The organism is Variovorax sp. RKNM96, assembly GCF_017161115.1.
Taxonomy (GTDB): Bacteria; Pseudomonadota; Gammaproteobacteria; order Burkholderiales; family Burkholderiaceae_C; genus Variovorax.
This window is the reverse complement of the sequence record NZ_CP046508.1, coordinates 2379566-2404160: the sequence shown is the minus strand read 5'-3', so window position 1 is coordinate 2404160 and position 24595 is coordinate 2379566. Positions and strand designations below refer to the sequence as shown.

The window sequence follows — 24595 nt, the reverse complement described above, 5'->3', positions numbered from 1 at the left end:
GTCTTCAGAGCCCCGCTTCTTCGAGTTGCGCACGCGTCGGCAGGCCTTCGGTATCGCCCAGCACCTGCACCGCGCGAGCGCCGATCCAGGCGCCGCGGCGCACCGCCTCGGGCACGCTCTTGCCTTCGAGCAGCGCGCTCACCACGCCGGCCGCGAAGCCGTCGCCCGCGCCCACGGTGTCGATCACTTCCTTCACAGGGAAGCCCTCGACGCGGCCTGTGCCGGCCACGTCGCTGTCGTAGTAGGCGCCCTCGGCACCGAGCTTGACGACCACGAGCTTCGCACCACGCTCTCGGTAGAAGCGCGCCACGGCCTCGGGCTCGCTGTGGCCGGTGAGCAGCAGGCCTTCCTCGATGCCGGGGAGCACCCAGTCGGCACGCGAGGCGAGTTCGTTGATCCAGTGGCGCATCGTCTCGGTCGAAGACCACAGCGTCGGGCGCAGGTTGGTGTCGAACGAAATCGTGCGGCCGGCCGCGCGCATCACGTCCATGGTCTTCAATGCTGCCTGCAGGCTGGTGTCGGAGATGGCGGCGAACACACCGGTGGCGTGCAGGTGGCGCGCCGAGCGCAGCCACGCCTCATCGACATCGGCCGGCCCCATCTGGCTCGCGGCCGAGCCCTTGCGGTGGTATTCGACCGGCGGGTCGCTGCCGTCGGTGACGCGGCCCTTGAACTGGAAGCCGGTGCGCTGCGTCGGATCGCAGATGACGTGAGAGCAGTCGATGCCCTCGCCCTTCATCGTCGCGAGCAGCGCACGCGCCATCGAGTCGGTGCCGAGGCGGCTGGCCCAGCCCACCTTGAGGCCCAGGCGCGAGAGTCCGATGGCCACGTTGGTCTCGGCACCCGCGGTGCGCTTGTGGAAGGCCTCGGCGTTCTCCAGCGGCCCGGGGCGGTCCGCCACGAGCAGCATCATGGCCTCGCCGAACAGGGCGACGTCGAAAGCGGTGGGTTCTGGCATGTGTGGTTGGTTCTACGCCCGTGCGGCGCGGATGAATTCGATTTGCGTGCGGGTGACGGCCATCAGGTCGTCGCCCATCAGAGGGTATTCGATGGCGTGGGGCACGTCGGCGGGCAGCGCGCGCAACACCGCACGCCACGGTGCGACCGAATCGCCCAGCGGCACCGCCACCCACTTGTGCGGCAGGCGCTGCGCGCCCTTGCAGTGCACATAGCGCACCCGGTGGCCGAGGGCTTGCGCCGCCTGCAGCGGGCATTCGCCCAGCCAGTGCCAGTTGCCCATGTCGAAGGTCATGCCGAGCGATACGCCAGCGCGGTCGGCCACGTCGAAGAAGGACTGCAATGCGGGCAAGGAGCCGGCGCGCACGGTCTGGTCGTTCTCGATCAGCAGTTCGACGCGGGTTTCGGCAAGCTCCACCTTCAGGCCCCAGAGCGAGCCGTGCGAAGACGCCTGGAAATCGCCGATGGACATCTTCAGCCGCTTCGCACCGACGCGCGTGGCAGCGGCAATGCCGCGCTTGAGCGCCGCACTGTCGAGCCAGCCGCCCTCGGCCCACAGGCCTTCGGGGCTCGAATAGACAGAAGCAAGACCGTTGAGCGCAGGCAGTTCGGCCTCCGCATCGCGCAGCATCTCGCCGCGCACTTCCACCGAATCGGCGCCAGCCGCCCGCGCAAGCTGCGAGCACCAGAGCTGGCCGTGCCGCCCCACCTCGGCCGCGCCGAAAGACGACAGAGAAATCAGGACCTCGAAGGACATCAGTGGGCTTGGTGAGAACTGAGGATCTGCCCGAGGAACTGGCGCGTGCGCTCGTCTTTCGGGTTGCCGAAGAATTCTTCGGGCGGCGCCTGCTCGACGATCTTTCCTTCGGCCATGAAGATCACACGGTCGGCCACGCTGCGGGCAAAGCCCATCTCGTGCGTCACGCACAGCATGGTCATGCCGACTTCGGCCAGGCCGATCATGGTGTCGAGCACTTCCTTGACCATCTCGGGGTCGAGCGCCGAAGTGGGCTCGTCGAACAGCATGATCTTGGGCGACATGCAGAGCGCGCGCGCAATCGCCACGCGCTGCTGCTGGCCGCCCGAGAGCTGGCTCGGGTATTTTTTCGCCTGCTCGGGAATGCGCACGCGGGTGAGGTACTTCATCGCCACCTCTTCCGCCTGCGCCTTGGTCATGCCGCGCGAGCGCATCGGGGCCAGCGTGCAGTTCTCAAGGATCGTGAGGTGCGGGAACAGGTTGAACTGCTGGAACACCATGCCGACCTCGGCGCGCACCGCGTCCACGTTCTTGCCGCCGGCCGTGAGGTCGATGCCATCGACCACGATGCGGCCCTTCTGCACCGTCTCCAGCCGGTTGATGCAGCGGATGAGCGTCGACTTGCCCGAGCCCGAGGGCCCGCAGATCACGATGCGCTCGCCCTGGCGCACCGACAGGTCGATGCCGGTCAACACCTGGAATTCACCGTACCACTTGTTGACCGCTTCCATGCGGATGATCGATTCCGTCGTCATGCCAGGGATTCCTTCAAGCGCTTTGGCTTATTGCATCTTCGGCAGGTCGGCCTGCAGCCACTTCTGGTACAGCTTGTTCAGCTCGCCGTTGGCGGTGTTCTTCTGCACGAACTCGTTCACGGCCTTGGTCAGCTCTTCCTGGCCCGGGCGCATCGCGATGCCCATCGATTGCTGCACCAGCGTGAACTTGTTTTCGTAGGTGCCGGCGGGCACGCGCTTGGCGATCTGCGCGGCGACGGTGACCGAGCAGCCGATCGCATCGACCTGCCCCGAAATCAGCGCCTGCATGGCCGAGGCGTCGTCGTCGAAGCGGCGGATCTCGGTGCCTTCGGGTGCGGCCTTGGTCACGGCGACGTCTTGCGTCGAGGCACGGGCCACGCCCACGCGCAGGCCCTTCAGGTCGGTGGCGGCCTTGATGGGGGTCTTGGTCGCGCCGTACAGCACGATGGTCGCGGCCGCGTAGGGCTGCGAGAACTGCACCTGCTTCGCGCGCTCGGGCGTCACGGCCAGCGAGGCGACCAGCAGGTCGACCTTGTTGGTCAGGAGGAAGGGAATGCGGTTCGGGCCGGTCACCGGCACGATGTTGGCCTTCACGCCCCAGTCCTTGGCCAGCAGCTTGGCCACGTCGGCGTCGTAGCCGTCGGGCTGGTTCTTCGCGTCGGTGGTGCCGTAGGGCGGAAAGTCGACCAGCATGCCGATGGTGATCTCGCCCTTCTTCTTGATGTCGGCCACGCTTTGCGCCGAGGCGAACGGTGCGAACACGGTGAGGGCGGCGCCGAGGCCGAGGGCTGCGAGCGCTGCGCGGCGGGTAGAGGTGCGGGTCATGGGTTGTGTCTCCTGAATAAAGAAAGGAAGCGACGAGAAAAACGAAAAACGAAAGAAACGGTCAACGTGCGAGGGCGCGAGCGCGCTTGCGCTCCATGCGTGCCGCGAGCAGCGACAGCGGCCAGCAGATCACGAAGTAGATGGCCGCCACCACCGAGAACACGATGAGCGGCTGGAAGGTGGCGTTGTTGATGATCTGCCCCGCGCGGGTGATCTCGGTGAAGCCGATGATGGCCGCGAGCGAGGTGCCCTTGATGATCTGCACCAGGTAGCCCACCGTGGGTGCCAGCGCGATCTTGAAGGCCTGCGGGAGCACCACGTCGCGCATGCGTGCGCCGTACTTGAGGCTCAGCGCCTCGGCCGCTTCCCACTGGCCGCGCGGAATGGCTTCGATGCAACCGCGCCAGATCTCGCCGAGGAAGGCCGCACTGTTGAGGATGAGCGCCACGCCCGCGGCGATCCACGGGTTGATGTCCAGCCCCAGCACAGGCGCGCCGAAGAAGATCAGGAAGAGCTGCAGCAGCAGCGGCGTGCCCTGGAACACCTGGATGAAGACCATCGACGCGTTGCGCGCCCAGGTCGAATCGGAGGTGCGCATGAGCGCGATGATCAACCCGAGGATCGCGCCGCCCACGAAGGCGATGGCCGACAGCGCCAGCGTCCACTGGGCCGCTTCGAGGATGAAAAGGAATTCGGGAAAGCCGAAGGTACGCATGATGTTGTCTTCCGTGCGGTCCCGTTACCGGCGGTCCGGATAGTTGAGCGTGCGCTTGTAGATCAGCTTGAACATCGCCGAGAAGGCCAGCGCCAGCGCCAGGTAGATGGCGGCCACCACGATGTAGATCTCGAAGCTGCGGAAGGTCTGCGACTGCAGGTTGGCGGCCACCGAGGTCAGGTCGTCGGCCGAGATGACCGACACCACCGCCGAGCTCAGCATCAAGAGGATGAACTGGCTCGTGAGCGCCGGGTAGATGGCCTTGAGCGCAGGCTTGATGATGACGAAGCGGAAGATTTCCCAGGGCTTGAGGTTCAGCGCCCTGCCCGCCTCGATCTGCCCCTTGGGAATCGACTCGATGCCCGCACGGATGATCTCCGTGGCATACGCCCCCAGGTTCACCACCATCGCCACCAGCGCGGCCGTCTGCGGCGACCAGCGCAGGCCGATGGCCGGCAGCGCGAAGAAGAAAAAGAACAGCTGCACGAGGAACGGCGTGTTGCGGATCACCTCGATGTAGGCATTGACGATGAAGCGCAGCCAGCCCGGCCCCGAGGTCTTGCCCCAGGCGCAGAAGATCGCGACCACGAGGCCCAGCACCGTCGCGATGAGCGAGAGCTGGACCGTGATCCACGTGCCCTTGAGCAGCAGCGGCCAGGCAGCAAAGACGGCGTCGAATTGAAACTGGTAGTTCATGGTGCGGCGTGCACGAAGACCGTGCACGTGCCTCGAAAAGCAATGCTTGCAGCTTATATGAAACCGGTTTCAGGCCTGACTAGGGATTCCCCTAGGTGGGCGTTTTGACCTACCTTCTGCCTACACTGGCGCGATGCTGACCCCACTCGCAGCCACCCTGCCCACAGAGGCGAATGCGCCAGTTTCCAGCGCTCCCGTCGTGCAGCATTTCAGGCAGGCGCTGCTCTGGCCTCTGCGGCTGATGCCCTCGCCCGATGCCAGGCACACGCACCACGGCCCCTGGCAGGTGCTGCGCGACATGGGCGATGCCTCCCCATGGCGCGAAGAGGTCGACGAATACACCGGCGACAGCAGCCGCTTCCACGAGCGGCACTACAACGAGTTCGTGAGCTTCCTGCCGTATGTGCAGCGCTTTCTCTACGGCGAAGGACGCTCCCGCAACAAAGGCGACGACTCCGCCTCGGGCAGCGACGGCGATTCGCCGATGCGCATCTTTCGCCGCCACGACATCACGGCCGTGCGGCTGGTGTCGCAGCCCGGCGATGCACCGATCACGCTCGACGTGGTGCACTGCGACCTCTACTTCTTCTTCGACATCGACGTGGTGCTGCTGAACCTCGAAGTCGGCGTGAACCACCTGAGCCTCGCGCAGGCGCAGGACATCCTCTACCGCTTCGGCCGCGCCTACCCCTCGGGCTGGGAGCCCGACGGCTCCGCGCTGCATTGCATGGCGAGCGTCGAGTGGCTGGGCGCCGACGGCCGCGTGCTCGCGAGTTCCGATGCGCAGCAGCGCGAGAGCTTTCTCTCGCATGTGGCACAGCACCGCGCGCCCCGCATCTCGTCGCACTGGGCCTACCTGATGCAACCGCTGGTGAGCGACCATTCCGAAGACCCCGGCACGCTGCGCTACCGCCAGATCGAGTACTACCGCATGCCAGTGATGGCGTACCTGTCGATGGACGATCCGCGCCGCCTCACGCGCGACGACTTCGTACGGCTCGCGCTGGTGACGGGTGCGGGCACGACCGACGCCCACCTGCCCTACGCCGACCATCACCTCGCGGACTTCGAACACAAGTACTGCTACGACCGCTTCTGGGTCGACGCGGGCGCCGCGCCCAACACGCGCTACCTGTGCAACGGCCACGCGCTGGTCGTGGTGGGCGATGCGCACTCCGAATTCTTCTGCTGCCGCGACCGCGGCGTGCTCGCGCAGTTCAGGCACCAGCATTTCCTGCTGTTCCTCATTGCGCATTTCCAGAAGGCCTCGCTCCTGATGTTCTCGGACCAGCTGGTCGAGGCGCTCAAGAAGCTGGACATCCGCAGCACGCCGAGCGTGAAGCAGTTCAAGCGCGCGATCCGCTCGAGCTTCGAGCGCTTCCTGCGCTTCACGCACCGCTACTGGTTCCACGAAATCTCCGAGCAGGCGCAGGTTCGCGCGCTCTCGCACATGTGCGCCGCGCACCTCGGGCTCGACCCGCTGTACGACGAGGTCAAGTCGCGCATCGCCGACATGAACACCTACCTCGACGCGGACAGCCTGCGCCGGCAAGCGAGCACCGTCGTGCGGCTCACGGTGGTCACGTTGTTCGGGTTGATCGGCACCATCACCACCGGCTTCCTCGGCATGAACCTGCTGGCCGAAGCCGATGCGCCGCTGTGGCGCAAGGCGATCTGGTTCGGCGTGGTGTTCGTGGCGACGACCTGGCTCACGATCTACACGATGGTGAAGTCGCAGCGGCTGTCGGACTTCATCGATGCGCTGTCGAACGACCGGCTGGGGTTTCGCGGCAAGCTGGCTGCGCTGGCGCGGGTGTGGCGGCCGGGGGCGGATTAGATAGAGTCTGCCGATGCGCATCGCCATCGTCTCCGACATTCACGGAAATCTCCCCGCACTCGAAGCCGTGGTCGAGGACATCGAACGCCGCGGCGCGGATGCCATCGTCAACCTGGGCGACAGCCTCTCGGGCCCGCTGATGCCGCTGGAGACCGCGCAGTTCCTGATGGCGCAGGACTGGGTGCAGCTCGCCGGCAACCATGAGCGCCAGTTGCTCACCGTGCCTGCAGACAAGCGCGGTGCATCCGATGCGTTCGCACACGCGCGGCTCGGTGCGAAGGAGTTCGCGTGGATCGCATCGCTGGAGCACACACACCGCCTCAGCGCGGACGTGATGCTCTGCCACGGCACACCGGCGAGCGATCTCGAATACTTTCTGGAGACGGTCGAACCCGGCGACTTCCGAGCAGCCACGCAGGCGGAAATCGATGCGCGGCTCGGCGATGTCGACGCAGCGCTCGTCGCCTGCGGGCATACGCATGTGCCACGCATAGTGCGTGCGTCGAGCGGGCAGTTGATCGTCAATCCAGGCAGCGTCGGCCTGCCGGCCTACGACGACATCCATCCCTATCCGCATGCCGTCGAAACCGGCTCGCCTCATGCGCGCTATGCCATCGTCGAGCAGCGCGACAGCGGCTGGACCGCCAGGCTGGTCGCCGTTCCGTACGACCACACGGCGATGGCGGCACTGGCGCTGCAAAACGGGCGGCCGGACTGGGCCCATGCGCTGGCCACCGGGCGCATGCCCTAACCCGCCACACACGTTCCGGACGATCGGTTCCCATTTCCGGCGCAACAGAGGTTGAGCGTTCGGGTGCTGCGAGGAACACTCGCTCGCACCCCAGGAGCCCACTCGATGTTCAAGAACCTTCCCGACTACGTCGAGGACCCGATCCTGGGTCTGTTCGATGCCTACCGCGCGGATGTACGCACGCGCAAGGTGAATCTCGGCATCGGCATCTACTGCGACGAGGACGGCCGCGTGCCGGTGCTGGCCTCGGTGCGCGCGGCCCGGGAGCGTATCGACGGAACGGAGCCCTGCATCTACCTTCCCACCGAGGGCTTGCCGGGCTATCGCAACGCGGTCCGCGAACTCGTGTTCGGTGGTGCGACGACGGACCTGCAGGAACGCGTGGTCACGATACAAACGGCGGGCGGAACGGGGGCGCTGCGAATCGGCGCCGAGTTCCTTGCGAGCACGAATACCAAGCCGCAGATCTGCATGCCCGATCCCACGTGGGTCAACCACCAAGCGATCTTCCAGGCTGCGGGGTTCGAGGTCTCGCACTACCCGTACTGCACGCCGGACGGGCGCTTCGACATCGATGGCGCGCTGGCGACCTTCAAGGCCCTGCCCGCAGGAACCGTCGTGCTGCTTCACCCCTGCTGCCACAACCCAACCGGCATCGACCCGTCGCGCGAAGAATGGGGCCGACTGCTGGACGCGATTGCGCAGCGCGCGCTGCTGCCCTTCTTCGACATGGCCTACCAGGGTTTCGCCGAAGGCCTGGACGACGACGCGTGGGCCGTGCGCGAGTGCGCGCGGCGCGAGATGCCGTGCCTCGTCGCGAGCTCGTATTCGAAGAACTTCTCGCTGTATGGCGAGCGCGTCGGGGCGCTGAGCATTCATGCGCCCGGCCTCGAAGTGGCCAAGGTCCTGGGCCAGCTCAAGGTCATCGTTCGTCGCAGCTATTCGTGTCCGCCTGCGCAGGGCGCGATGCTCGTCGCAACCGTGCTGCAAGACGTGCAATTGCATGCGCAATGGCGCGCCGAGCTGGACGGCATGCGCCTGCGGATGCTGGGCGTGCGCGCTTCGTTGCATGCCTTGCTCACGAGAGAACTGCCGGACGCCGATCTTTCGTTCCTCACGCGGCAGCGCGGGATGTTCAGTTATTCGGGACTGTCAGGTGCGCAGATCGAGCGGCTGCGAAGCAGGCATGGCGTGTATGTCGTGTCGTCAGGCCGCATCTGCATCGCCGGCATCAACGCATCGAACATCGCACAGGTCTGCGAGGCCCTTGTCGAAACCGGCTTCAAGCCGCGGTGAACGCGATCTCCGCGCTCGCGACCGCGCTGATGCGCACACCGAAGCTCGTGATGTCCGACAGCGTCGCGTTGTGGTGCGCGCGGATGAAGGCGCCGGTGGCATGCGGCTTGTCGTGCGAGGTGTGCGCATCGGCCGCGAGCATCACTTCGTAGCCGAGCGCGGCGGCGCGGCGGGTGGTGGTGTCCACGCAGAACTCCGACGAGTAGCCGCAGATCACCACGCGCCGCGCGCCCTGCCCCATCAGCCACGCTTCGAGCGGCGTGCGCAGGAAGGAGTCGGGCGTGGTCTTGCGGATCCGGGTGTCGGCCGCATCGACCTGCAGCGCATCGGCAAGCTGCCAGCGCTCGGAATCGAATTCCAGGTCGACCGCGTTCTCGTGCTGGATGAAAGCCACCGGCGCGCCGGCGGCGCGGGCTCGCACGGTGAGCGCGTTGATGCGCTCGATCACTTCCAGCGCCTCGTGCGGGCGCGGCGGATCGTCGCAAAGGCCGCGCTGCACATCGATGACGAGAACTGCAGTTTTCATGGTGCTAGAAGGCAATGCCCTTGACCGACCAGAGGATGGCGCCGGACAGGAGCGTGGAGATGAGGGCGACGACCGCACTGGCACCGAACGAGGTGCCGATGCCGATCTGGAAGCCGAGGGTGTAGGCCACGAACAGCCCCACCATCACCGCGATCGCGGGCAGCCCTTCGACATGGTGAATGCCGGTTCCGCTGGAAAAACTCACGAACGCCAGCAAGGCCAGCGCCACGAAGAGCGAGGCATAGAACACCGACCTGAAGGATTCGCCCAGGGTCGGCGACACGCCCGACACGACCTGCGCCGATATCTTCACCACCACCGTCACGAACAACACCAGCGCGCAGACCGCGATCGCGAGCTTGAGCGGCGTCATGAACGCGAAGAAGATGAGCGCGCCGATGAAGAGGAGGTAATGCATGTGAGGTGCGATTGTGGGGCCATGCGCACGCGTTGCGCCCCCTGGCCTCTCAGCTCCAGGCGCTCACCTCCAGCCGCACCTTGCCGGTGATGCCGGGCGCCGCCGCTGCGGCACCGAGGCTGGAGAGCGGCACGATGAACTGCAGCTTGCCGCCGGCCAGTTGCTTCGGGCTGATCGGCAGTGACGCCTGCCCCGCCGTGTCGGTCTGCCAGCCGTACTTGAGGTTCCAGTTCTGCGCCGGGTCGTCGGCCTGGGGCGGCGCGATCTCGATGACGAGCGTGTCGCGAAAGAGCGAGCTTCCTTCGTAGTGCCCGTCGAGCCAGAACTTCTTGTTCACCTGGTAGTCGGGCACGCGCACGCCCAGCGTCATGGCGTAGGCGAGCGTCGGGCGGTTCTGGTTGACGCGGGCCTTGTTGGCCAGGAACACGGTCGAGAGATAGATCGATCGCCGCTCGGGCTTCTTCGGATCGGTCAGTTCCTTGTGCGTGCGGCAGGCGGGCGAGTCTTCCTCGGCCACGCGGCGGCTCAGGTACCAGCGCTTGCCGCGCGGCGCGGCCAGCAGCTCGACCTGGTAGAGCGCATCGATGTCGGCGTCCTTGGGCAGGTCGAGCGGCAGGGTCACGCCGTCGACGTCGAACCAGAGGTCGACCCGCACATCCCCGAAGAGAAAGCGCACGAGGTTCTGATAGGCCTCCTCGGAGTTGACGATGCCGAAATAGCCCGAGTGAGAACGAAAGGCGTAGGCGGTGGCCACGGGCTGCGTCTTCTTGTTGGCGTCGATGGACCAGAGCGAGGCGTTCTCGATGCGCACCAGCCCGTCGCTGCCGTGGCCCGCGAACATGCGCGAGAGCCCCTTGGCGGTTTCGTAGTCGCCGCGGTTGGAGCCGACCATGCAGAAGAAGCGCTCGGCCGGGAAGGCGGTGGCCGGCAGGTAGTCCATGCGGCCGTCGATGGCCGGCGTGGCAAGGAACTCGGACATCTTCTCGCGGTTGAAGGTGTTCATCTCGTTGGCCGTGAGCCAGGCCGGGATGTTGACGCCGCCCATGTCGATGCCGTTGTGCGGCGTGGCATAGGTGAACACCTTGTCGACGCAGGCCCGCGCGGCGGCATCGCCCAGCGCCGGGTTCTGCAGGAAGGCGCGCACCACCAGCCCGCCCATCGAATGCGCCACCAGGTAGCAGCGGAAGTCGGCTGCAGCGGCGGCCCCTTCGCGCTGCCCCACGAGGTCGCGCACCCGCAGGATCAGCTTGCTCAGGCCCTGCGCGTAGAACTTGATGTTGCGCGACTTGCCATCGCCCAGGAGCTCCGAGCCGGTGTCGTAGTAGCGGTAGATGATGACCGAGGCCGAGGGGATGCCGTCCACGTCCTTGCCGGTCTCGTCGGGCGAAGGTTTCCAGTCGTCATCGAGGATGTCCAGGCCGTTCTGGTAGACGCTCTGGTACTGGAAGTCGGCCAGCAGGCGCACCACCGGCGACTCGAAGACGAACTTCTGCGCGGGCGCGTCCTTCTTGACCGTGGCCCGGTAGACCGTGGAGCCGATGTTGAAGCCGCAGAACGGGTCGGCCGCGGTCTCGTCGCGCTCGGATTCGGTCATGGCGTAGCCACGCACGTAGATGATGGGATAGCGGTTGCCGCTCATTTTTGTATCGCCTTCTCCTGGCCCATGAAGGCCCCGAGTGTGCCGCGCCGAAGCGGTGCATGCCATAGGGCGCATGGCATACGGAAGAGGCCTGGCCGGGCATGGCGCGCCCGCCCCGAAATTCCCCTGCCGCCCGAATGTTTCTGTCGCTGAAACCATTGAAACATGCGCCCGGGATAGTCTCGCGCCTCTACACAAACACACGTCCAGAGGTTCTTCCCATGGCTGACGATTCGGCTTCGCAGGGGTCCTACCTGCCCCAACTCCTGCGCCGGGGCACGGCGCTCGCCGCGGCCGGCTGCGCCTTCGTCGCGGGTTGCAGCGCCGCCGGCGGTGGCGAGACACGCTACGAGAACTCGCCGCAGTTCCGGGACGGCGTGTTCCAGAACATGGCCAACCCCGACGAGAAGCCCTCGGCCAGCGCCTGGCGCATCTGGTCGCGCTTCATCGTCGGCAGCAAGGTCGACACGGTGCCGGTCGATGCGATTCCGGTCCGTGAGATCAGCGCGAAGGACCTAGACGCGCTCGACACCAAGGCCAACCACGTGGTGCGCCTCGGCCACTCGTCGCACCTGCTCAAGCTGCGGGGCAAGTACTGGCTGATCGACCCGGTGTTCAGCGAGCGTGCATCGCCCGTGCAGTGGGCCGGGCCGAAGCGCTTTCACAAGCCGCCGATCGCGCTGGAGCAACTGCCGCCTATCGAAGGCGTGATCCTTTCGCACGATCACTACGACCACCTGGACGTAGCGACCATCGAATACCTCGCCAAGAGCGTCAAGCGCTACTTCGTGCCGCTGGGCGTGCGCTCGCGGCTGGTGGTGATGGGCGTACCCGCCGAGCGCGTGACCGAGCTCGACTGGTGGCAGGACGCCGAGCACGACGGCCTGAAGCTCACCGCCACGCCGGCCCAGCACTTCTCGGGCCGCACGCTCTCGGACCGCGGCCGCACGCTGTGGGCTTCATGGGTGCTGCAAAGCGGCGACCAGCGCATCTTCTACAGCGGCGACTCGGGCTACTTCCAGGGCTTCAAGCAGATCGGCGAGCGCTTCGGCGGCTTCGACCTGGCGCTGATGGAAAACGGCGCCTACGACGCCTACTGGCCCGGCGTGCACATGACGCCCGAGCAGAGCGTGCAGGCCTTCGAGGACCTGCGCGGCAAGGTCTTCTTCTCGGTGCACAACAGCACCTTCGACCTCTCCTTCCACACCTGGCACGACCCGCTGGACCGCATCGCGAGCCTCACGGAGGCCAAGAAGATCGAGCTGGCGACGCCGGTGATCGGGGAGGTGGTGACTGTGGGGCAGGCGCGGCGGACCAATACGCGGTGGTGGCAGGGGCTGCGCTAGCCCCTCCCCCTACCTGCCGCTTTCGCGCCGCTCGCGCGCCCGGCGCACCTGCCGGGTCTCGATGGCCTGCGCCGCGATGCGGTCCTTCTCGCGCCGCTTGGCGGCGCGCTTCATCCGGAAGTGCCGGCCCACCAGGAAGCTGGCGAGGCCGGTCACCACCGCGATGAACAGGCCGATGACGCTGATGTCGATGCCGCCCATCACAACACCCGCACGATGCTGGCCGGCTTGAAGCCCAGGTCGGCCGCCTTGCCCTTGCGCGCACGGGTGCCGCGCGCGTTGTTGAGGGTGCGGATCTCCAGCGTCTCGTCGCGCTCCTTGCCGCCGCGGCCGATGCCCTCGATCTTCACGCTGCGCGTGTAGGCCGCGGCACCCGCGAGGGTGTCCTTGGGTTCCAGGTCGATCAGCGTGAGGCCGCGGCCGCCCTTGGGCAGGCTCTTGAGCTCGGTGATGTCGAAGGTCAGGATGCGGCCGCCCGTCGAGGCGCAGGCCACGTGCGTGGCCGCCGGCATCGGCTCTGCGCCGCTCGCGCCGCCCACCAGCGAGGGACGGCAGAGCTGCTCGCCCTCGCCCACGTCGATGAAGGCCTTGCCGCCGCGCTGGCGCGACATCATGTTCTCGACCGTCGCGATGAAGCCGTAGCCGCCGGTGTTGGCCAGCAGCACGCTCGCGCCGACCGGACCCGCGAAGAAATGCGTGACGTGCGTGCCGGCATCGAGCTCGACGAGCGTGGTGACGGGCTGGCCGTCGCCGCGCGCACCGGGCAGCGAGGCCACGGGCACGGTGTAGACGCGCACGCTCTTGTCCTTGGCGGAGCCGAAGACCAGCAGCGTGTCGACGCTGCGGCACTCGAAGGCGCCGTAGAGCGAATCGCCGGACTTGAAGCTGTACTCGGGCGTCGAGGAGCCATTGCCACCGTTCGCGCCGGCCTTCTCGCTCGCCCAGCCCTTCTGCGCGCGGACCCAGCCCTTCTGCGACACGATCACGGTGACGGGTTCGTCGACCACCTTCACTTCGGCCACGGCGCGCTTCTCGGCCTGGATCAGCGTGCGGCGTGGGTCTTCGAAGGTCTTGGCGTCGGCTTCGATTTCCTTGATCAGCAGGCGGCGCAGCGTGGCGGGGCTGCCGAGGATGTCTTCGAGCTTCTTCTGCTCTTCGCGCAGGCCCTTGAGCTCCTGCTCGATCTTGATGGCTTCGAGCCGCGCGAGTTGGCGCAGGCGAATTTCAAGGATGTCCTCGGCCTGCCGTTCGCTGAGGTTGAAGCGCGCGATCAACGCCGCCTTCGGATCTTCCGCCGCACGGATGATCGCGATCACCTCGTCGATGTTCAGCAGCACCAACTGCCGGCCCTCGAGGATGTGGATGCGCTCGAGCACCTTGTTCAGGCGATGCCGCGAGCGCTTCTCGACAGTGATCTCGCGGAACGCGATCCACTCGTTGAGCATCTGGCGCAGCGACTTCTGCGTGGGCTTGCCGTCGATGCCGACCATCGTGAGGTTGATCGACGAGGAGGTCTCCAGCGAGGTCTGCGCGAGCAGCGTGGTGATGAATTCTTCCTGGCTGATGCGCGAGGTCTTGGGCTCGAACACCAGCCGCACGGCTGCGTCCTTGCTCGATTCGTCGCGCACCACATCGAGCACCGACAGCATCGCGGCCTTCAGCTGTGTCTGGTCGGCAGAGAGCGCCTTCTTGCCGGCCTTGACCTTCGGGTTGGTGATTTCCTCGATCTCCTCGAGCACCTTCTGCGTGCTCACGCCGGGCGGCAGTTCGTTGACCACGAGCTGCCACTGGCCGCGTGCAAGGTCTTCGATCTTCCAGCGTGCACGCACCTTCAGCGAGCCGCGGCCGGTGCGGTAGGCGTCGGCGATGTCGCTCGGGCCGCTGATGATCTGCGCGCCACCGGGGTAGTCGGGGCCGGGCACGATGGCGAAGAGTTCTTCTTCGCTCAGCTTGCCGTTCGACTTGATCAGCGCCACGCAAGCGTCGGCAATCTCGCGCAGGTTGTGGCTCGGGATTTCGGTGGCCAGGCCGACCGCGATGCCGCTTGCGCCGTTCAGCAGCGTGAACGGCAGCCGCGCGGGCAGGAGGCGCGGCTCCTCGGTGCTGCCGTCGTAGTTGGGAATGAAGTCGACCGTGCCTTCGTCGATCTCGTCGAGCAGGAGGCTGGTGATGCGCGCGAGGCGCGCCTCGGTGTAGCGCATGGCCGCGGCGCCGTCGCCGTCGCGGCTGCCGAAGTTGCCCTGGCCGTCGACCAGTGGATAGCGCTGCGAGAAGTCTTGCGCCATGCGCACCAGCGCGTCGTAGGCAGCCTGGTCGCTGTGCGGGTGGAAGCGGCCGAGCACGTCGCCGACCACGCGCGCGCTCTTGACGGGCTTGGCGCCCACGGTGCCGTTGGTGCCGCCGAAGCCCAGGCCCATGCGCGACATCGAGTACAGGATGCGCCGCTGCACCGGCTTCTGGCCGTCGGACACATCGGGCAGCGCGCGGCCCTTGACCACGCTGAGCGCGTATTCGAGGTAGGCGGTCTGTGCGTAGTCGGCCAGCGTGAGGGTGGTGTCGCCGTCGGTGGGGCCTGCGAGATCGAGCGGAGGTTGGGAGTCGTCCATGAAGAAGAGAGAAAGAAAAACAGTTGCTGCAGGCCGCGCGCTTGGGTCGCGCTCAGCCCAGTGTGAAAGCCTCGTGCACCGCGGACTGCACGGCACCGCCGAGCACCGCGCCGCCGCCGGCCACGTAGATGAAGTCGCCGATCACCGCGGCACCGACGGCATGGCGCGGCGTGGTCATCGGGGCATGGCGCTGCCAGGTGTCGTCCACGGGATCGTAGCTTTCCATCTGGCCGAACACCTTGGCCTGGCGCGGCACGCCACCCACGAGGAAGCCGCCCTCCCCGCCCATGGCGAAGAAGCGGCCCCGGTACACGACGAGGCCATGGCCCGAACGCGCGGTGGGCAGCGGCGCGCGCAGCTCCCAGGTGTCGCGCGTAGGCAGGTAGACGTGGTGCAGGTCGGTGTTGTATTCGAAGGTGTTGAAGCGCCCACCGATCACATGGATCTGGTTGCCGTGCGAGACGCAGCCCACGTGGTCGCGCGCGCCGGGCAGCGGCTTGCGCGCTGACCAGCGATCGGCCTTCGGGTCGTACACCTCGTGCCAGCCGACGCTCGCGCGCTCGGCCGCGGGCTCCGAGGCACCGCCAATCAGGTGCAGCGAGCCGCCGAGCATTACCGCGGCGGCCGCACCGCGCGGTCGCGGCAACGGCGCAATCGCGGTCCATCGGTTAGCGGCGATGTCATAGACGTAGGCGTTGGTGTCCGACCGGCGGTTCTGCTCGACGAAGCCGCCGAGCGCGTAGACCCGGCCGTCTTCGGCCGTCACCGCGACGTGGTTGGCGCCGCGCGGCAGCGGCGCGCCGTCGAGCCAGCGGTCGGCCTTGGGGTCGTAGATATGGTGGTAGTCGCGGTTGACCGCGCCTTCGCCGTAGCCGCCGACCACGTGCATGCGGCCCATGGCGGCGGTCGCCCAGGCCATTTCGCTGCGGGGGATCGGCAAGGCGGCGCGGGCCACCCAGCGGCCTTGCGGGCCAGCCGGTGCGGGGCTGTCTGTGACGCGCTGCGATTCCTGCTCGGGCGTCATGTGGTGCGGCACGCCGCCCTGCAGTCGCGCGTAGGGCTCCTTCGACGAAGGCGCGGCAGGCAGCGTGTCGTGCGTGGCCGCATGCTGGGCGCGCGCGGCGCCGGTCACCGCGCAGGCAGCGGTCGCGAGGACGAAGCTTCGACGGTGCATGGCGGACTCCTCTTCAGGACACCGGCGACTCGGCCGCGCTGGCCGGTGCCAGCGATTGATCGTCGGGGATGTCGGGCATCGCCGGCATGCCGCCGGGCGAACCGGGCGGCATGTTGCCACGGCCCACGGCCCCGCCCTTGGGCACCACCAGTTCCATGCGGATGCGTCCCGGCGTCTTGCCGCCGCGCGCGCCACCGCCACCCGTCGCCACCGAGGGCTTGAGGTAGGCGTAGAGCTGCAGCACCGTCTGCACGTAGTTCTGCGTTTCCTTGTAGTTCGGGATCTTGTTGCCCGCGCGCTGCACCGCACCCTCGCCTGCGTTGTAGGCGGCGAGGGCCAGTTCGATCTGGCCCGGGAACATCGCGATCAGGTCGCGCAGGTAGCGGGAACCGGCGGCGATGTTGATGCGCGGGTCGAACAGCTTCTTCTCGATGCTCGTTCGCTTGTCCGCCGCGACGCCGTAGCGCTGCGCGGTCGCAGGCATGAGCTGCATGAGGCCCATCGCGCCCTTGGGCGAGACGGCCTGCGCGTCGAAGCCCGATTCGGTGGCGACCAGCGCCTGCAGCAGTTCGTAGTCGATCGAATGCTTGTTCGAGGCATCCCGCAACGCGGCCTTGGCGGTCTTGTAGCTGGGCGAGGCCTCGAAGAGCGCCAGCAGGCTCTGCGCCGCCGGCGGCACCTTGCCATCGAGCTTGCGCCCGCTGCGCGAGAGCGGCGAGATGCCCTTTGCCGTGTCGAAGCTCTGGCCACCGCGGAAGAAGACCTGGTAACGCTCGTCGACTTTTTCGGCGGCAAAGTGCGCAATGCCGTTGCTGTCGATGTAGCCGTAGATATCAGCGGCGTGCGCCAACCCCTGCTGCAAGCACAGCAGCAAGGCCAGGAGCAATGGACGCATGAAGTCTGGAAGGGTCACGGGGGTCAAACATCGATGTCGACGTCGTCGGCGCGCAGTTCCATCAGTTCGCGCCGGGCGGCCGCTTCGCCCTTGCCCATGAGCTTGGTGATCTCGCCCTGGGTGGAGGTGAAGTCGAAGCGTCCCAGCTGGACCTGCATCAGGCGCCGGGTATCCGGATTGAGCGTGGTTTCCCACAATTGTTCCGCGCTCATCTCGCCCAGACCCTTGAAGCGGCTGATGCTCCAGGCGCCTTCGCGCACGCCGTCTTTACGCAGTTTGTCGAGCGTGGCGGTCAATTCCCCCTCGTCGAGCGCGTAGACCTTGGAGGCCGGCTTCTTGCCGCGCGCAGGCGCATCGACCCGGAACAGCGGCGGCTTGGCGACATACACGTGGCCGGTTTCGATGAGTTTGGGAAAGTGGCGGAAGAACAGCGTGAGCAGCAGCACCTGGATGTGCGAGCCGTCCACGTCGGCATCGGAGAGGATGCAGATCTTCCCGTAGCGCAGGCCGCTCATGTCGGGCGTGTCGTTGGGGCCGTGCGGATCGACGCCCACGGCCACCGAGATGTCGTGGATTTCGGTGTTGGCAAAAAGTCGGTCGCGCTCCACTTCCCAGGTGTTGAGCACCTTGCCGCGCAGCGGCAGGATGGCCTGGCTTTCCTTGTCGCGGCCCATCTTGGCGCTGCCGCCGGCCGAGTCGCCCTCGACCAGGAAGACCTCGTTGTGGCTGATGTCCTTGCTCTCGCAATCGGTCAGCTTGCCAGGCAGCACGGCCACGCCGGAGCCCTTGCGCTTCTCGACCTTCTGGCCCGCGCGCTGGCGGGTCTGCGCGGCCTTGATCGCCAGTTCGGCGAGCTTCTTGCCGTAGTCGACGTGCTGGTTGAGCCAGAGTTCGAGCGCGGGGCGCACGAAGCTCGACACCAGGCGCACGGCATCGCGCGAATTCAGGCGCTCCTTGATCTGGCCCTGGAACTGCGGATCGAGCACCTTGGCGCTCAGCACATACGAGGCGCGCGCAAACACGTCTTCGGGCAGGAGCTTCACGCCCTTGGGCAGCAGCGAATGCAGTTCGATGAAGCCCTTCACCGCGGTGAAGAGGCCGTCGCGCAGGCCGCTCTCGTGCGTGCCGCCGGCGCTGGTGGGAATCAGGTTGACGTAGCTCTCGCGCACCGGCTGGCCGTCTTCGGTGAAGGCCACGCACCAGTCGGCGCCCTCGCCTTCGGCAAAGTTGTCGGCGTTCTTGTCGGCGTGGCCGCTGCCTTCGAAGAGCGGGATCACCGGGTCGCCGTTGAGCGTCTGCATCAGGTAGTCGCTGAGACCGCCCTTGTAGAGCCACTGCTGCGTTTCCTTGGTTTTCTCGACCGTCAGCGTGACGCTCACGCCGGGCATCAGCACGGCCTTGCTGCGCAGCAGGTGGGTGAGCTCACCCATGGGAAGCGCGGCGGTCTCGAAGTACTTGGCGTCGGGCCACGCGCGCACGGTGGTGCCCTGCTTGCGCTCGCCGGCCTCGAGCTTGCGGATCTCGAGCGCCTCGATCACGTCGCCGCCGCTGAAAGCCAGCCTGGCGATGGAACCTTCGCGATGGGTGGTGACTTCGAGCCGCTTGGAGAGCGCATTGGTCACCGACACACCCACGCCATGCAGGCCGCCCGAGAAGCTGTAGGCGCCGCCCGAGCCCTTGTCGAACTTGCCGCCCGCGTGCAGGCGCGTGTAGACCAGCTCGATCACGGGGGCCTTCTCTTCGGGATGCAGGCCGAACGGAATGCCGCGGCCATCGTCTTCGATGCTCACCGAGTTGTCGGCATGCAGCGTGACCTTGATCTTCTTGCCATGGCCGGCGAGCGCTTCGTCGGCGGCGTTGTCGAGCACTTCCTGGATGACGTGCAGGGGGTTGTCGGTCCGGGTGTACATGCCCGGGCGCTGCTTCACGGGCTCGAGGCCCTTGAGCACGCGGATGGAGCCTTCCGAGTAGCCGGAAGCGGAATCTGAGGTTGTCTTGGGAGGAGTCGCCATGGGGGCGGATTGTAGTCAGTCAGCGCAAAACAACTGGATACCCATACAGGCGCATGAACGGCGCTGGAGGGCGGGGACACCCGGGGCGCCCGTGCGGCGCAGGGTGCGGGCCCGCCCGCCACGCGGCGTTGGCGGCTGGGCCCGTCTTTCTTCTTTGGTCCTGGCGCTTACTTGGCAGCCGTGACGGTGCCGGTGTAGCTCAGGGACCCGAGCTCGGCCTTGGCCTTGTCGGCCGATTCGAGTTCGATGACCACGCGTCCGACCAACAGGCCCATCGACGGGGAAGTGCGCAGGTATTTGACCTCGTTGGCGGCGAGCGTGAAGCTGGCCGTCTTCTCTGTCTCGGTGGAGGATGCCGCCACGTAGTTGCCGGCGGGCCGGTCGACGTAGAAGAAACCGCCGGGCTTGGAAGTGCCCACGACGACGTTGTTCAGCCGGATCTCGGGCTGGACCGCAGCGCCGAACATCGAGGACGAGCGGAAGAAATAGATGCGGCCTTCGCCCGCCTTGACGCTGGGCATCGAACTGGCCATGTCCTGGTACTTGACGCCGCTCGCGCAGCCTGCGGCAAGAATGGTCACGGCCGCGAGGGCGGCGAATTTCAGAACGGTTCTTCTCATGGTTGTGTTCCTTTTGGAAGCGGGACAGGGGGAGTGAGCGACGAATAGCGCGCTTCGGCCGGCAGGTAGAAGCCTTGCAGCGTGCTGTTGCGAACGACGAGCCAGGCCTCGTGAACCTGCTGGCCTTCGATGCTGAACACGAGGTCGACCGGGCGATACACCAGCCCCTCGTTCAAACGACCGGCCGGCGCCCAGCGGCTGTCGGCAGGAATCAGCCTGCTGTAGCCGGTTTCGAGCCGCAGCTGCAACGGGGCGGTGAAGCGCAGGTCGGAGGGCTTGGACGCGGCCTGTTCGGCGGCGATCAGCTGGGTGGGTACGCTGCGCACCGCGGGCGCGCAGCCCGCCAAGGCGGCGCCGAGCGCCAAGAGCATGCGTGCGGCATGGCGATTCGATCGGCTCATGAATTCCCTCCGTTGCTATTTCTTGACTCGAATGTAACCAAGTTTATTTAAGGGTTAACGAGCAGGTCTGTGCAATACGCCCGCTTTGATGCCGTCACGGCATCAAATTCGCCTCGATAAATCATCAATGGCTTTGGCCGCCCGCGCGCCTGCCGCAGCACGCAAGTGGCTACATTCGACGCCATGCAAGCTCCCACGCCCGCCCTGTCGCCCACCCTCTCTATACGGCAGGTGCTTTTCTGCGGCGCCATGATCGTCACGCTCTCGATGGGCATCCGCCACGGCTTCGGCCTCTGGCTGCAGCCGATCACGCAGGCCCAGGACTGGAGCCGGCAGACCTTCTCCTTCGCGCTGGCGATCCAGAACCTCTCGTGGGGCATCTTCGGGGTATTCGCGGGCATGTTGGCCGACCGCTTCGGCGCGTTTCGGGTGCTGATCGGCGGCTCGGTGTTCTACGGGCTGGGGCTGCTGGGCATGGCGCATTCGCCGACACCCCTGCTCTTTACGCTGAGCGCGGGCGTGCTGATCGGCGCGGCGCAGGCGGGCACCACCTACGCGGTGATCTACGGCGTGATCGGGCGGCAGATTCCGGCCGAGCGGCGCTCCTGGGCGATGGGCGTGGCAGCTGCCGCCGGCTCGTTCGGCCAATTCCTGATGGCGCCCATCGAGGGCCGCCTGATCGGCAACCTGGGCTGGCAAAGCGCTTTGGCGGTGCTGGCCGTGCTGGTGCTGGTGATCGTGCCGCTGGCCTTCGGCCTGCGCGAACCGCAGCGCGAAGCACTGGCCGGGCACCGCGACCAATCGGTGCTGCAGGCGGTGGGCGAGGCCTTCCGCTACCCGAGCTTCGGCCTCCTGATGGCGGGCTATTTCGTCTGCGGCTTCCAGCTGGCCTTCATCGGCATCCACATGCCGACCTACCTGCGCGACCGGAGCCTGTCGGCCGACGTGGCCGGCTATGCGCTGGCGCTGATCGGGCTCTTCAATGTGTTCGGCACGTACACCGTCGGCCTGCTGGGGCAGACGCTGGCCAAGCGGAAGATCCTCGCGGCGATCTACTTCGCGCGGGCGGTGTCGATCGCCCTCTTCCTGATCGTGCCGATCTCGCCGGTCAGCGTGTATGTCTTCTCGGCGGCGATGGGCTTCCTGTGGCTCTCGACCGTGCCCGCGACCAATGCGATCGTGGCGGGCATCTTCGGCGTGGCGCACCTGTCGATGCTCAGCGGCTTCGTGTTCCTGAGCCACCAGGTCGGCTCGTTCCTGGGCGTGTGGCTCGGCGGCTACCTGTACGACACCACCGGCAGCTACGACATCGTCTGGTACATCGCGATCGCGCTGGGCGTGTTCGCGGCGCTGATCAACCTGCCGGTCAAGGAACACGCGATCCCTCGCGCGGCCCGGCCGGCTGCCGTGCCGGGCTGATGGCGAGCAGACAATCGGGTCATGACTCCGCAGCTGCGCCACCACCTCGCACACGCCGGCTGGCTCGCAGCCGCGCTGGCTGCGCTGGCGGGGGTGTTCATGCTCTATACCCATCCGGGATTTCTGGTGACGCTGGTCGACCAGGTGTGGTCCTGCTTTTGAAGCCGATCGACTTGCCATGAAAGATGCAGCGACGTCGCACGGCTCGGGTTCGCCTTCGGAATGGATCGTGCGCTGGTCGCACCTGCTGGCCGCCGATGCGACGGTGCTCGATGTGGCCTGCGGCGCGGGCCGGCACATGCAGTGGTTCGCCGGACGCGGGCATTCAGTCACGGGCGTCGACCGGTCGCCGGAAGCGACCGACGCCGCCGGCACGTTCGGCCAGACCATCACGGCCGACATCGAATCCGGTCCCTGGCCCTTCACCGGCCAGACCTTCGGCGCGGTGGTCGTCACCAACTACCTCTGGCGCGCCCGCATGGCCGACATCGTGACCGCCGTGGCGCCGGGCGGCGTGCTGCTCTACGAGACCTTCGCCGCCGGCAACGAAACGGTGGGCAAGCCGTCGCGGGCCGACTTCCTGCTGCAGCCCGGCGAGCTGCTGGCCGCCTGCCAGGACCTGCGCGTGGTGGCCTACGAGGACGGGTTCCTGCCCGAACCGGCGCGCTTCGTGCAGCGTATTGCCGCCATCCGTGCGCCCGAGCCCCTTGCGGGACATCCGCTGCGCGCGCTCCTCAAGGGAAAGTGAGGGGGCCGGGCCCGCTGCCTTGGCGGTGCCCGGAGTAAGTAGAATCGGCGCTTTCGTCCACCGACAAAGAGATTCCCCCTTGGAGCAACTGACAGGCAGCATCGTCGCGCTCGTCACGCCGATGCACGACGACGGCAGTGTCGACTACCCCGCCCTGCGGCGACTCATCGACTGGCACATCGACGAAGGCACCGACTGCCTCGGCGTGGTCGGCACCACCGGCGAATCGCCGACGGTCGATGTGGAAGAGCACTGCGAAATCATCCGCGTCTCGGTCGAGCAAGCCAAGGGCCGCGTGCCCGTGATGGCCGGCTGCGGCGCCAATTCGACCAAGGAAGCCATCGAGCTCGCCAAGTTCGCCAAGGGCGTGGGCGCCGATTCGCAACTGCAGGTCGTGCCCTACTACAACAAGCCCACGCAAGAGGGCCAGTACCAGCACTTCAAGGCGATCGCCGAGGCCGTGGGCGACCTGCCCATCGTGCTGTACAACGTGCCCGGCCGCACCGTGGCCGATATGGCGCACGACACCGTGCTGCGCCTGGCCCAGGTGCCCGGCATCATCGGCATCAAGGAAGCCACCGGCAACATCGAACGCGCCCAGTGGCTCATTCGCGACCTGCCCAAGAACTTCGCCGTTTATTCGGGCGACGACCCGACCGCCGTCGCGCTCATGCTCTGCGGTGGCCAGGGCAACATCAGCGTCACGGCCAACATCGCGCCGCGCAAGATGCATGAACTGTGCGTGGCCGCCCTCGCCGGCGACGTGAAGCGCGCGATGCAGATCCAGTTCGAGCTCATGCCGCTGCACCGCAACCTGTTCGTCGAACCCAATCCGATCCCGCTCAAGTGGGCCATGGCCCGGCTCGGCCTCTGCGGCGGCACGCTGCGGCTGCCGCTCACCGAACTCGGCGAAGCCAGCCGTCCGGCGGTCGAGGGCGCCCTGCGCGCCACCGGCCTGCTCAAGAACTGAGCCCATCCCCAACACACGCCTGCGATCCGCTTTTCCCTGGCCGCAACAAGGTTAAGCAACCTTTTGCCCGAACTGTGCTCAGAGATGGCGGGCACTGCGGCCCATAGATTGACCGAACCATTCCAACAAGGAAGACGACGTTGAAGAACCTTTCGCAACTTTCGCGATATGCATTGCTGGCCACCCTCGTTGCCAGCCTCGCCGCCTGCTCCGTGCTCGAGAGCGACAAGATCGACTACAAGAGCGCCGGCAAGGCCCCAACGCTCGAAGTCCCGCCCGACCTGTCCCAGCTCTCGCGCGACAACCGCTACGCGGTGCCCGGCGGCGCAGTCACCGCCAATTCTTACCAGACCGGCATCGCCAATGCGCCGGGCGTGCCCACCGCCGTCTCCAACATCGGCGACGTGCGCATGGAACGCGCGGGCACGCAGCGCTGGATCGTCGTCAACCGCACCCCCGACCAGCTCTGGGACCCGGTGAAGGACTTCTGGCAGGAAAGCGGCTTCCTGCTGACCACCGAACAGCGCAACCTCGGCATCATGGAAACCGACTGGGCCGAGAACCGCGCCAAGCTGCCGCAGGACATCATCCGCGGCACGCTGGGCAAGCTGGTCGACTCGGTCTACTCGACCGGCGAACTCGACCGCTTCCGCACCCGCATCGAACGCACGACAACCGGCACCGAGATCTTCATCAGCCACCGCGGCATGCAGGAGGTCTACAACAACTCGCGCCAGGACCAGACCGTGTGGCAACCGCGCCCGAGCGATCCTGAACTCGAGACCGAATTCCTGCGCCGCCTGATGGTCAAGCTCGGCGTCTCGCAAGAGCAGTCGAAGATCCTGGCCGCCACCTCGGCACCGGCGAAGACCGCGACCATCGCGAGCGTGGGCAACCAGCCTGTGGTGCAGATCAGCGAGGGCTTCGATCGCGCATGGCGCCGCGTCGGCCTGGCCCTGGACCGCACCGGCTTCACCGTGGAAGACCGCGACCGCAGCGCCGGCATCTACTACGTGCGCTACGTGACGCCGAACCCCGACAAGAAGGAAGAAGGCCTCTTCAGCAAGCTGTTCAGCAGCTCGTCCAAGGACGAAAAGCCGATCAAGTTCCGCATCCTCGTGAAGAGCCAAGGCGAATCGACCACCGTCTCGGTGATGAACGAAGCGGGTGCGCCGGAAACCTCGGCCAACGCGCAGCGCATCGTCAAGGTCATTGCCGACGACCTGAAGTAA

Annotated in this window: 25 protein-coding genes; 9 read left to right on the top strand and 16 right to left on the bottom strand. The window is 66.7% G+C overall.

All coding sequences use genetic code 11. The features are described 5' to 3' along the window. Nucleotides 1-4 precede the first annotated feature (4 nt). From GNX71_RS11090 to GNX71_RS11065, 6 genes are all read right to left on the bottom strand, one after another. Nucleotides 5-958 (bottom strand): sugar kinase, encoded by a 954-nt coding sequence (locus tag GNX71_RS11090; RefSeq protein WP_206178353.1) that lies wholly within the window; start codon nt 956-958, stop codon nt 5-7. A 12-nt stretch (nt 959-970) separates the two neighbouring features. Beyond that, a complete protein-coding gene (locus tag GNX71_RS11085; protein WP_206178352.1) occupies nt 971-1714 on the bottom strand; it encodes a TIM barrel protein in 744 nt (247 codons plus the stop codon). After that, nucleotides 1714-2469: an amino acid ABC transporter ATP-binding protein gene (locus GNX71_RS11080; protein ID WP_277401888.1), complete on the bottom strand. Its 756-nt coding sequence runs from the start codon at nt 2467-2469 to the stop codon at nt 1714-1716. The genes GNX71_RS11085 and GNX71_RS11080 overlap by 1 nt, the downstream gene beginning before the upstream one ends. A gap of 27 nt (nt 2470-2496) precedes the next feature. Then, the gene (locus tag GNX71_RS11075) at nt 2497-3294 is read right to left on the bottom strand and encodes a transporter substrate-binding domain-containing protein (RefSeq protein WP_013540638.1); all 798 of its coding nucleotides are present in this window, start codon (nt 3292-3294) and stop codon (nt 2497-2499) included. 61 nt (nt 3295-3355) lie between these two features. After that, nucleotides 3356-4009 carry an amino acid ABC transporter permease gene (locus GNX71_RS11070; RefSeq protein WP_013540637.1) on the bottom strand — a complete coding sequence of 218 codons (654 nt, stop codon included), beginning with the start codon at nt 4007-4009 and terminating at the stop codon, nt 3356-3358. Nucleotides 4010-4033: 24 nt separating this feature from the next. Next, nucleotides 4034-4705 carry an amino acid ABC transporter permease gene (locus GNX71_RS11065; protein WP_013540636.1) on the bottom strand — a complete coding sequence of 224 codons (672 nt, stop codon included), beginning with the start codon at nt 4703-4705 and terminating at the stop codon, nt 4034-4036. Nucleotides 4706-4838: 133 nt separating this feature from the next. On the opposite strand from GNX71_RS11065, the gene GNX71_RS11060 reads away from it, so the two are divergent. The 3 genes from GNX71_RS11060 (at nt 4839) to GNX71_RS11050 (ending at nt 8589) form a co-directional block, all read left to right on the top strand. Then, on the top strand, nt 4839-6542 hold the full coding sequence (locus GNX71_RS11060; RefSeq protein ID WP_206178351.1) for a hypothetical protein: 1704 nt from the start codon (nt 4839-4841) through the stop codon (nt 6540-6542). A 13-nt stretch (nt 6543-6555) separates the two neighbouring features. Further along, nucleotides 6556-7293: a metallophosphoesterase family protein gene (locus GNX71_RS11055; protein ID WP_206178350.1), complete on the top strand. Its 738-nt coding sequence runs from the start codon at nt 6556-6558 to the stop codon at nt 7291-7293. Nucleotides 7294-7398: 105 nt separating this feature from the next. Beyond that, nucleotides 7399-8589, top strand: coding sequence for an amino acid aminotransferase (locus GNX71_RS11050; RefSeq protein ID WP_206178349.1), 1191 nt, complete (start codon nt 7399-7401; stop codon nt 8587-8589). On the opposite strand, the gene GNX71_RS11045 is transcribed toward GNX71_RS11050, so the two are convergent. From GNX71_RS11045 to GNX71_RS11035, 3 genes are read right to left on the bottom strand one after another with little or no spacing between them, the layout of a single operon-like run. Continuing rightward, nucleotides 8576-9115, bottom strand: coding sequence for a cysteine hydrolase family protein (locus GNX71_RS11045; protein WP_206178348.1), 540 nt, complete (start codon nt 9113-9115; stop codon nt 8576-8578). The two genes, GNX71_RS11050 and GNX71_RS11045, sit on opposite strands and share 14 nt — an antisense overlap. A 4-nt stretch (nt 9116-9119) precedes the next feature. Beyond that, nucleotides 9120-9533: a hypothetical protein gene (locus tag GNX71_RS11040; protein ID WP_206178347.1), complete on the bottom strand. Its 414-nt coding sequence runs from the start codon at nt 9531-9533 to the stop codon at nt 9120-9122. Between the two features lie 49 nt (nt 9534-9582). Beyond that, nucleotides 9583-11172 (bottom strand): hypothetical protein, encoded by a 1590-nt coding sequence (locus GNX71_RS11035; RefSeq protein WP_206178346.1) that lies wholly within the window; start codon nt 11170-11172, stop codon nt 9583-9585. Between the two features lie 221 nt (nt 11173-11393). Here GNX71_RS11035 and GNX71_RS11030 point away from each other — a divergent pair, with 221 nt between their 5' ends. Then, entirely contained in the window at nt 11394-12518 is a 1125-nt protein-coding gene (locus GNX71_RS11030) for an MBL fold metallo-hydrolase (RefSeq protein ID WP_206178345.1), read from the top strand. A gap of 9 nt (nt 12519-12527) precedes the next feature. Here GNX71_RS11030 and GNX71_RS11025 read toward each other — a convergent pair whose 3' ends face one another. From GNX71_RS11025 to GNX71_RS10995, 7 genes are all read right to left on the bottom strand, one after another. Continuing rightward, nucleotides 12528-12719 carry a hypothetical protein gene (locus tag GNX71_RS11025; protein WP_206178344.1) on the bottom strand — a complete coding sequence of 64 codons (192 nt, stop codon included), beginning with the start codon at nt 12717-12719 and terminating at the stop codon, nt 12528-12530. After that, nucleotides 12719-15124, bottom strand: a complete 2406-nt coding sequence (parC, locus tag GNX71_RS11020) for a DNA topoisomerase IV subunit A (RefSeq protein WP_206178343.1) — start codon at nt 15122-15124, stop codon at nt 12719-12721. The genes GNX71_RS11025 and parC overlap by 1 nt, the downstream gene beginning before the upstream one ends. Before the next feature lie 52 nt (nt 15125-15176). Next, a complete protein-coding gene (locus GNX71_RS11015) occupies nt 15177-16298 on the bottom strand; it encodes a kelch repeat-containing protein (protein WP_206178342.1) in 1122 nt (373 codons plus the stop codon). A gap of 13 nt (nt 16299-16311) precedes the next feature. Next, the gene (locus tag GNX71_RS11010) at nt 16312-17193 is read right to left on the bottom strand and encodes a lytic transglycosylase domain-containing protein (RefSeq protein WP_206178341.1); all 882 of its coding nucleotides are present in this window, start codon (nt 17191-17193) and stop codon (nt 16312-16314) included. Between the two features lie 23 nt (nt 17194-17216). Continuing rightward, nucleotides 17217-19205 (bottom strand): DNA topoisomerase IV subunit B, encoded by a 1989-nt coding sequence (locus tag GNX71_RS11005; RefSeq protein WP_206178340.1) that lies wholly within the window; start codon nt 19203-19205, stop codon nt 17217-17219. Nucleotides 19206-19372: 167 nt separating this feature from the next. Beyond that, nucleotides 19373-19825, bottom strand: a complete 453-nt coding sequence (locus GNX71_RS11000) for a DUF2846 domain-containing protein (RefSeq protein ID WP_206178339.1) — start codon at nt 19823-19825, stop codon at nt 19373-19375. Further along, complete coding sequence (locus GNX71_RS10995) at nt 19822-20226, bottom strand: hypothetical protein (protein WP_241027224.1); 405 nt, start codon at nt 20224-20226, stop codon at nt 19822-19824. Before GNX71_RS10995 ends, GNX71_RS11000 begins: the two co-directional genes overlap by 4 nt. A gap of 183 nt (nt 20227-20409) precedes the next feature. Here GNX71_RS10995 and GNX71_RS10990 point away from each other — a divergent pair, with 183 nt between their 5' ends. From GNX71_RS10990 to bamC, 5 genes are all read left to right on the top strand, one after another. Then, a complete protein-coding gene (locus GNX71_RS10990) occupies nt 20410-21645 on the top strand; it encodes an MFS transporter (protein ID WP_206178338.1) in 1236 nt (411 codons plus the stop codon). A gap of 21 nt (nt 21646-21666) precedes the next feature. After that, entirely contained in the window at nt 21667-21807 is a 141-nt protein-coding gene (locus GNX71_RS10985; protein WP_206178337.1) for a hypothetical protein, read from the top strand. 16 nt (nt 21808-21823) lie between these two features. Then, nucleotides 21824-22393 carry a class I SAM-dependent methyltransferase gene (locus GNX71_RS10980; protein ID WP_206178336.1) on the top strand — a complete coding sequence of 190 codons (570 nt, stop codon included), beginning with the start codon at nt 21824-21826 and terminating at the stop codon, nt 22391-22393. Between the two features lie 79 nt (nt 22394-22472). Beyond that, nucleotides 22473-23363, top strand: coding sequence for a 4-hydroxy-tetrahydrodipicolinate synthase (gene dapA, locus GNX71_RS10975; RefSeq protein ID WP_206178335.1), 891 nt, complete (start codon nt 22473-22475; stop codon nt 23361-23363). Nucleotides 23364-23503: 140 nt separating this feature from the next. Next, entirely contained in the window at nt 23504-24595 is a 1092-nt protein-coding gene (gene bamC, locus GNX71_RS10970) for an outer membrane protein assembly factor BamC (RefSeq protein WP_206178334.1), read from the top strand.

Excerpts from the sequence above, each read along its gene's own strand:
- GNX71_RS11065 (WP_013540636.1), bottom strand. The coding sequence starts at position 4,705 with ATGAACTACCAGTTTCAATTCGACGCCGTCTTTGCTGCCTGGCCGCTG.
- GNX71_RS11005 (WP_206178340.1), bottom strand. The coding sequence starts at position 19,205 with ATGGCGACTCCTCCCAAGACAACCTCAGATTCCGCTTCCGGCTACTCG.
- GNX71_RS11010 (WP_206178341.1), bottom strand. The coding sequence starts at position 17,193 with ATGCGTCCATTGCTCCTGGCCTTGCTGCTGTGCTTGCAGCAGGGGTTG.
- GNX71_RS11030 (WP_206178345.1), top strand. The coding sequence starts at position 11,394 with ATGGCTGACGATTCGGCTTCGCAGGGGTCCTACCTGCCCCAACTCCTG.
- GNX71_RS11035 (WP_206178346.1), bottom strand. The coding sequence starts at position 11,172 with ATGAGCGGCAACCGCTATCCCATCATCTACGTGCGTGGCTACGCCATG.
- GNX71_RS11090 (WP_206178353.1), bottom strand. The coding sequence starts at position 958 with ATGCCAGAACCCACCGCTTTCGACGTCGCCCTGTTCGGCGAGGCCATG.
- GNX71_RS10990 (WP_206178338.1), top strand. The coding sequence starts at position 20,410 with ATGCAAGCTCCCACGCCCGCCCTGTCGCCCACCCTCTCTATACGGCAG.
- GNX71_RS11000 (WP_206178339.1), bottom strand. The coding sequence starts at position 19,825 with ATGAGAAGAACCGTTCTGAAATTCGCCGCCCTCGCGGCCGTGACCATT.
- GNX71_RS11050 (WP_206178349.1), top strand. The coding sequence starts at position 7,399 with ATGTTCAAGAACCTTCCCGACTACGTCGAGGACCCGATCCTGGGTCTG.
- GNX71_RS10995 (WP_241027224.1), bottom strand. The coding sequence starts at position 20,226 with ATGAGCCGATCGAATCGCCATGCCGCACGCATGCTCTTGGCGCTCGGC.
- GNX71_RS11055 (WP_206178350.1), top strand. The coding sequence starts at position 6,556 with ATGCGCATCGCCATCGTCTCCGACATTCACGGAAATCTCCCCGCACTC.
- GNX71_RS11085 (WP_206178352.1), bottom strand. The coding sequence starts at position 1,714 with ATGTCCTTCGAGGTCCTGATTTCTCTGTCGTCTTTCGGCGCGGCCGAG.
- GNX71_RS11075 (WP_013540638.1), bottom strand. The coding sequence starts at position 3,294 with ATGACCCGCACCTCTACCCGCCGCGCAGCGCTCGCAGCCCTCGGCCTC.
- GNX71_RS11060 (WP_206178351.1), top strand. The coding sequence starts at position 4,839 with ATGCTGACCCCACTCGCAGCCACCCTGCCCACAGAGGCGAATGCGCCA.
- GNX71_RS11045 (WP_206178348.1), bottom strand. The coding sequence starts at position 9,115 with ATGAAAACTGCAGTTCTCGTCATCGATGTGCAGCGCGGCCTTTGCGAC.
- GNX71_RS11080 (WP_277401888.1), bottom strand. The coding sequence starts at position 2,469 with ATGACGACGGAATCGATCATCCGCATGGAAGCGGTCAACAAGTGGTAC.
- GNX71_RS11025 (WP_206178344.1), bottom strand. The coding sequence starts at position 12,719 with ATGGGCGGCATCGACATCAGCGTCATCGGCCTGTTCATCGCGGTGGTG.
- GNX71_RS11015 (WP_206178342.1), bottom strand. The coding sequence starts at position 16,298 with ATGCACCGTCGAAGCTTCGTCCTCGCGACCGCTGCCTGCGCGGTGACC.
- GNX71_RS11070 (WP_013540637.1), bottom strand. The coding sequence starts at position 4,009 with ATGCGTACCTTCGGCTTTCCCGAATTCCTTTTCATCCTCGAAGCGGCC.
- parC (WP_206178343.1), bottom strand. The coding sequence starts at position 15,124 with ATGGACGACTCCCAACCTCCGCTCGATCTCGCAGGCCCCACCGACGGC.
- GNX71_RS10980 (WP_206178336.1), top strand. The coding sequence starts at position 21,824 with ATGAAAGATGCAGCGACGTCGCACGGCTCGGGTTCGCCTTCGGAATGG.
- GNX71_RS10985 (WP_206178337.1), top strand. The coding sequence starts at position 21,667 with ATGACTCCGCAGCTGCGCCACCACCTCGCACACGCCGGCTGGCTCGCA.
- GNX71_RS11040 (WP_206178347.1), bottom strand. The coding sequence starts at position 9,533 with ATGCATTACCTCCTCTTCATCGGCGCGCTCATCTTCTTCGCGTTCATG.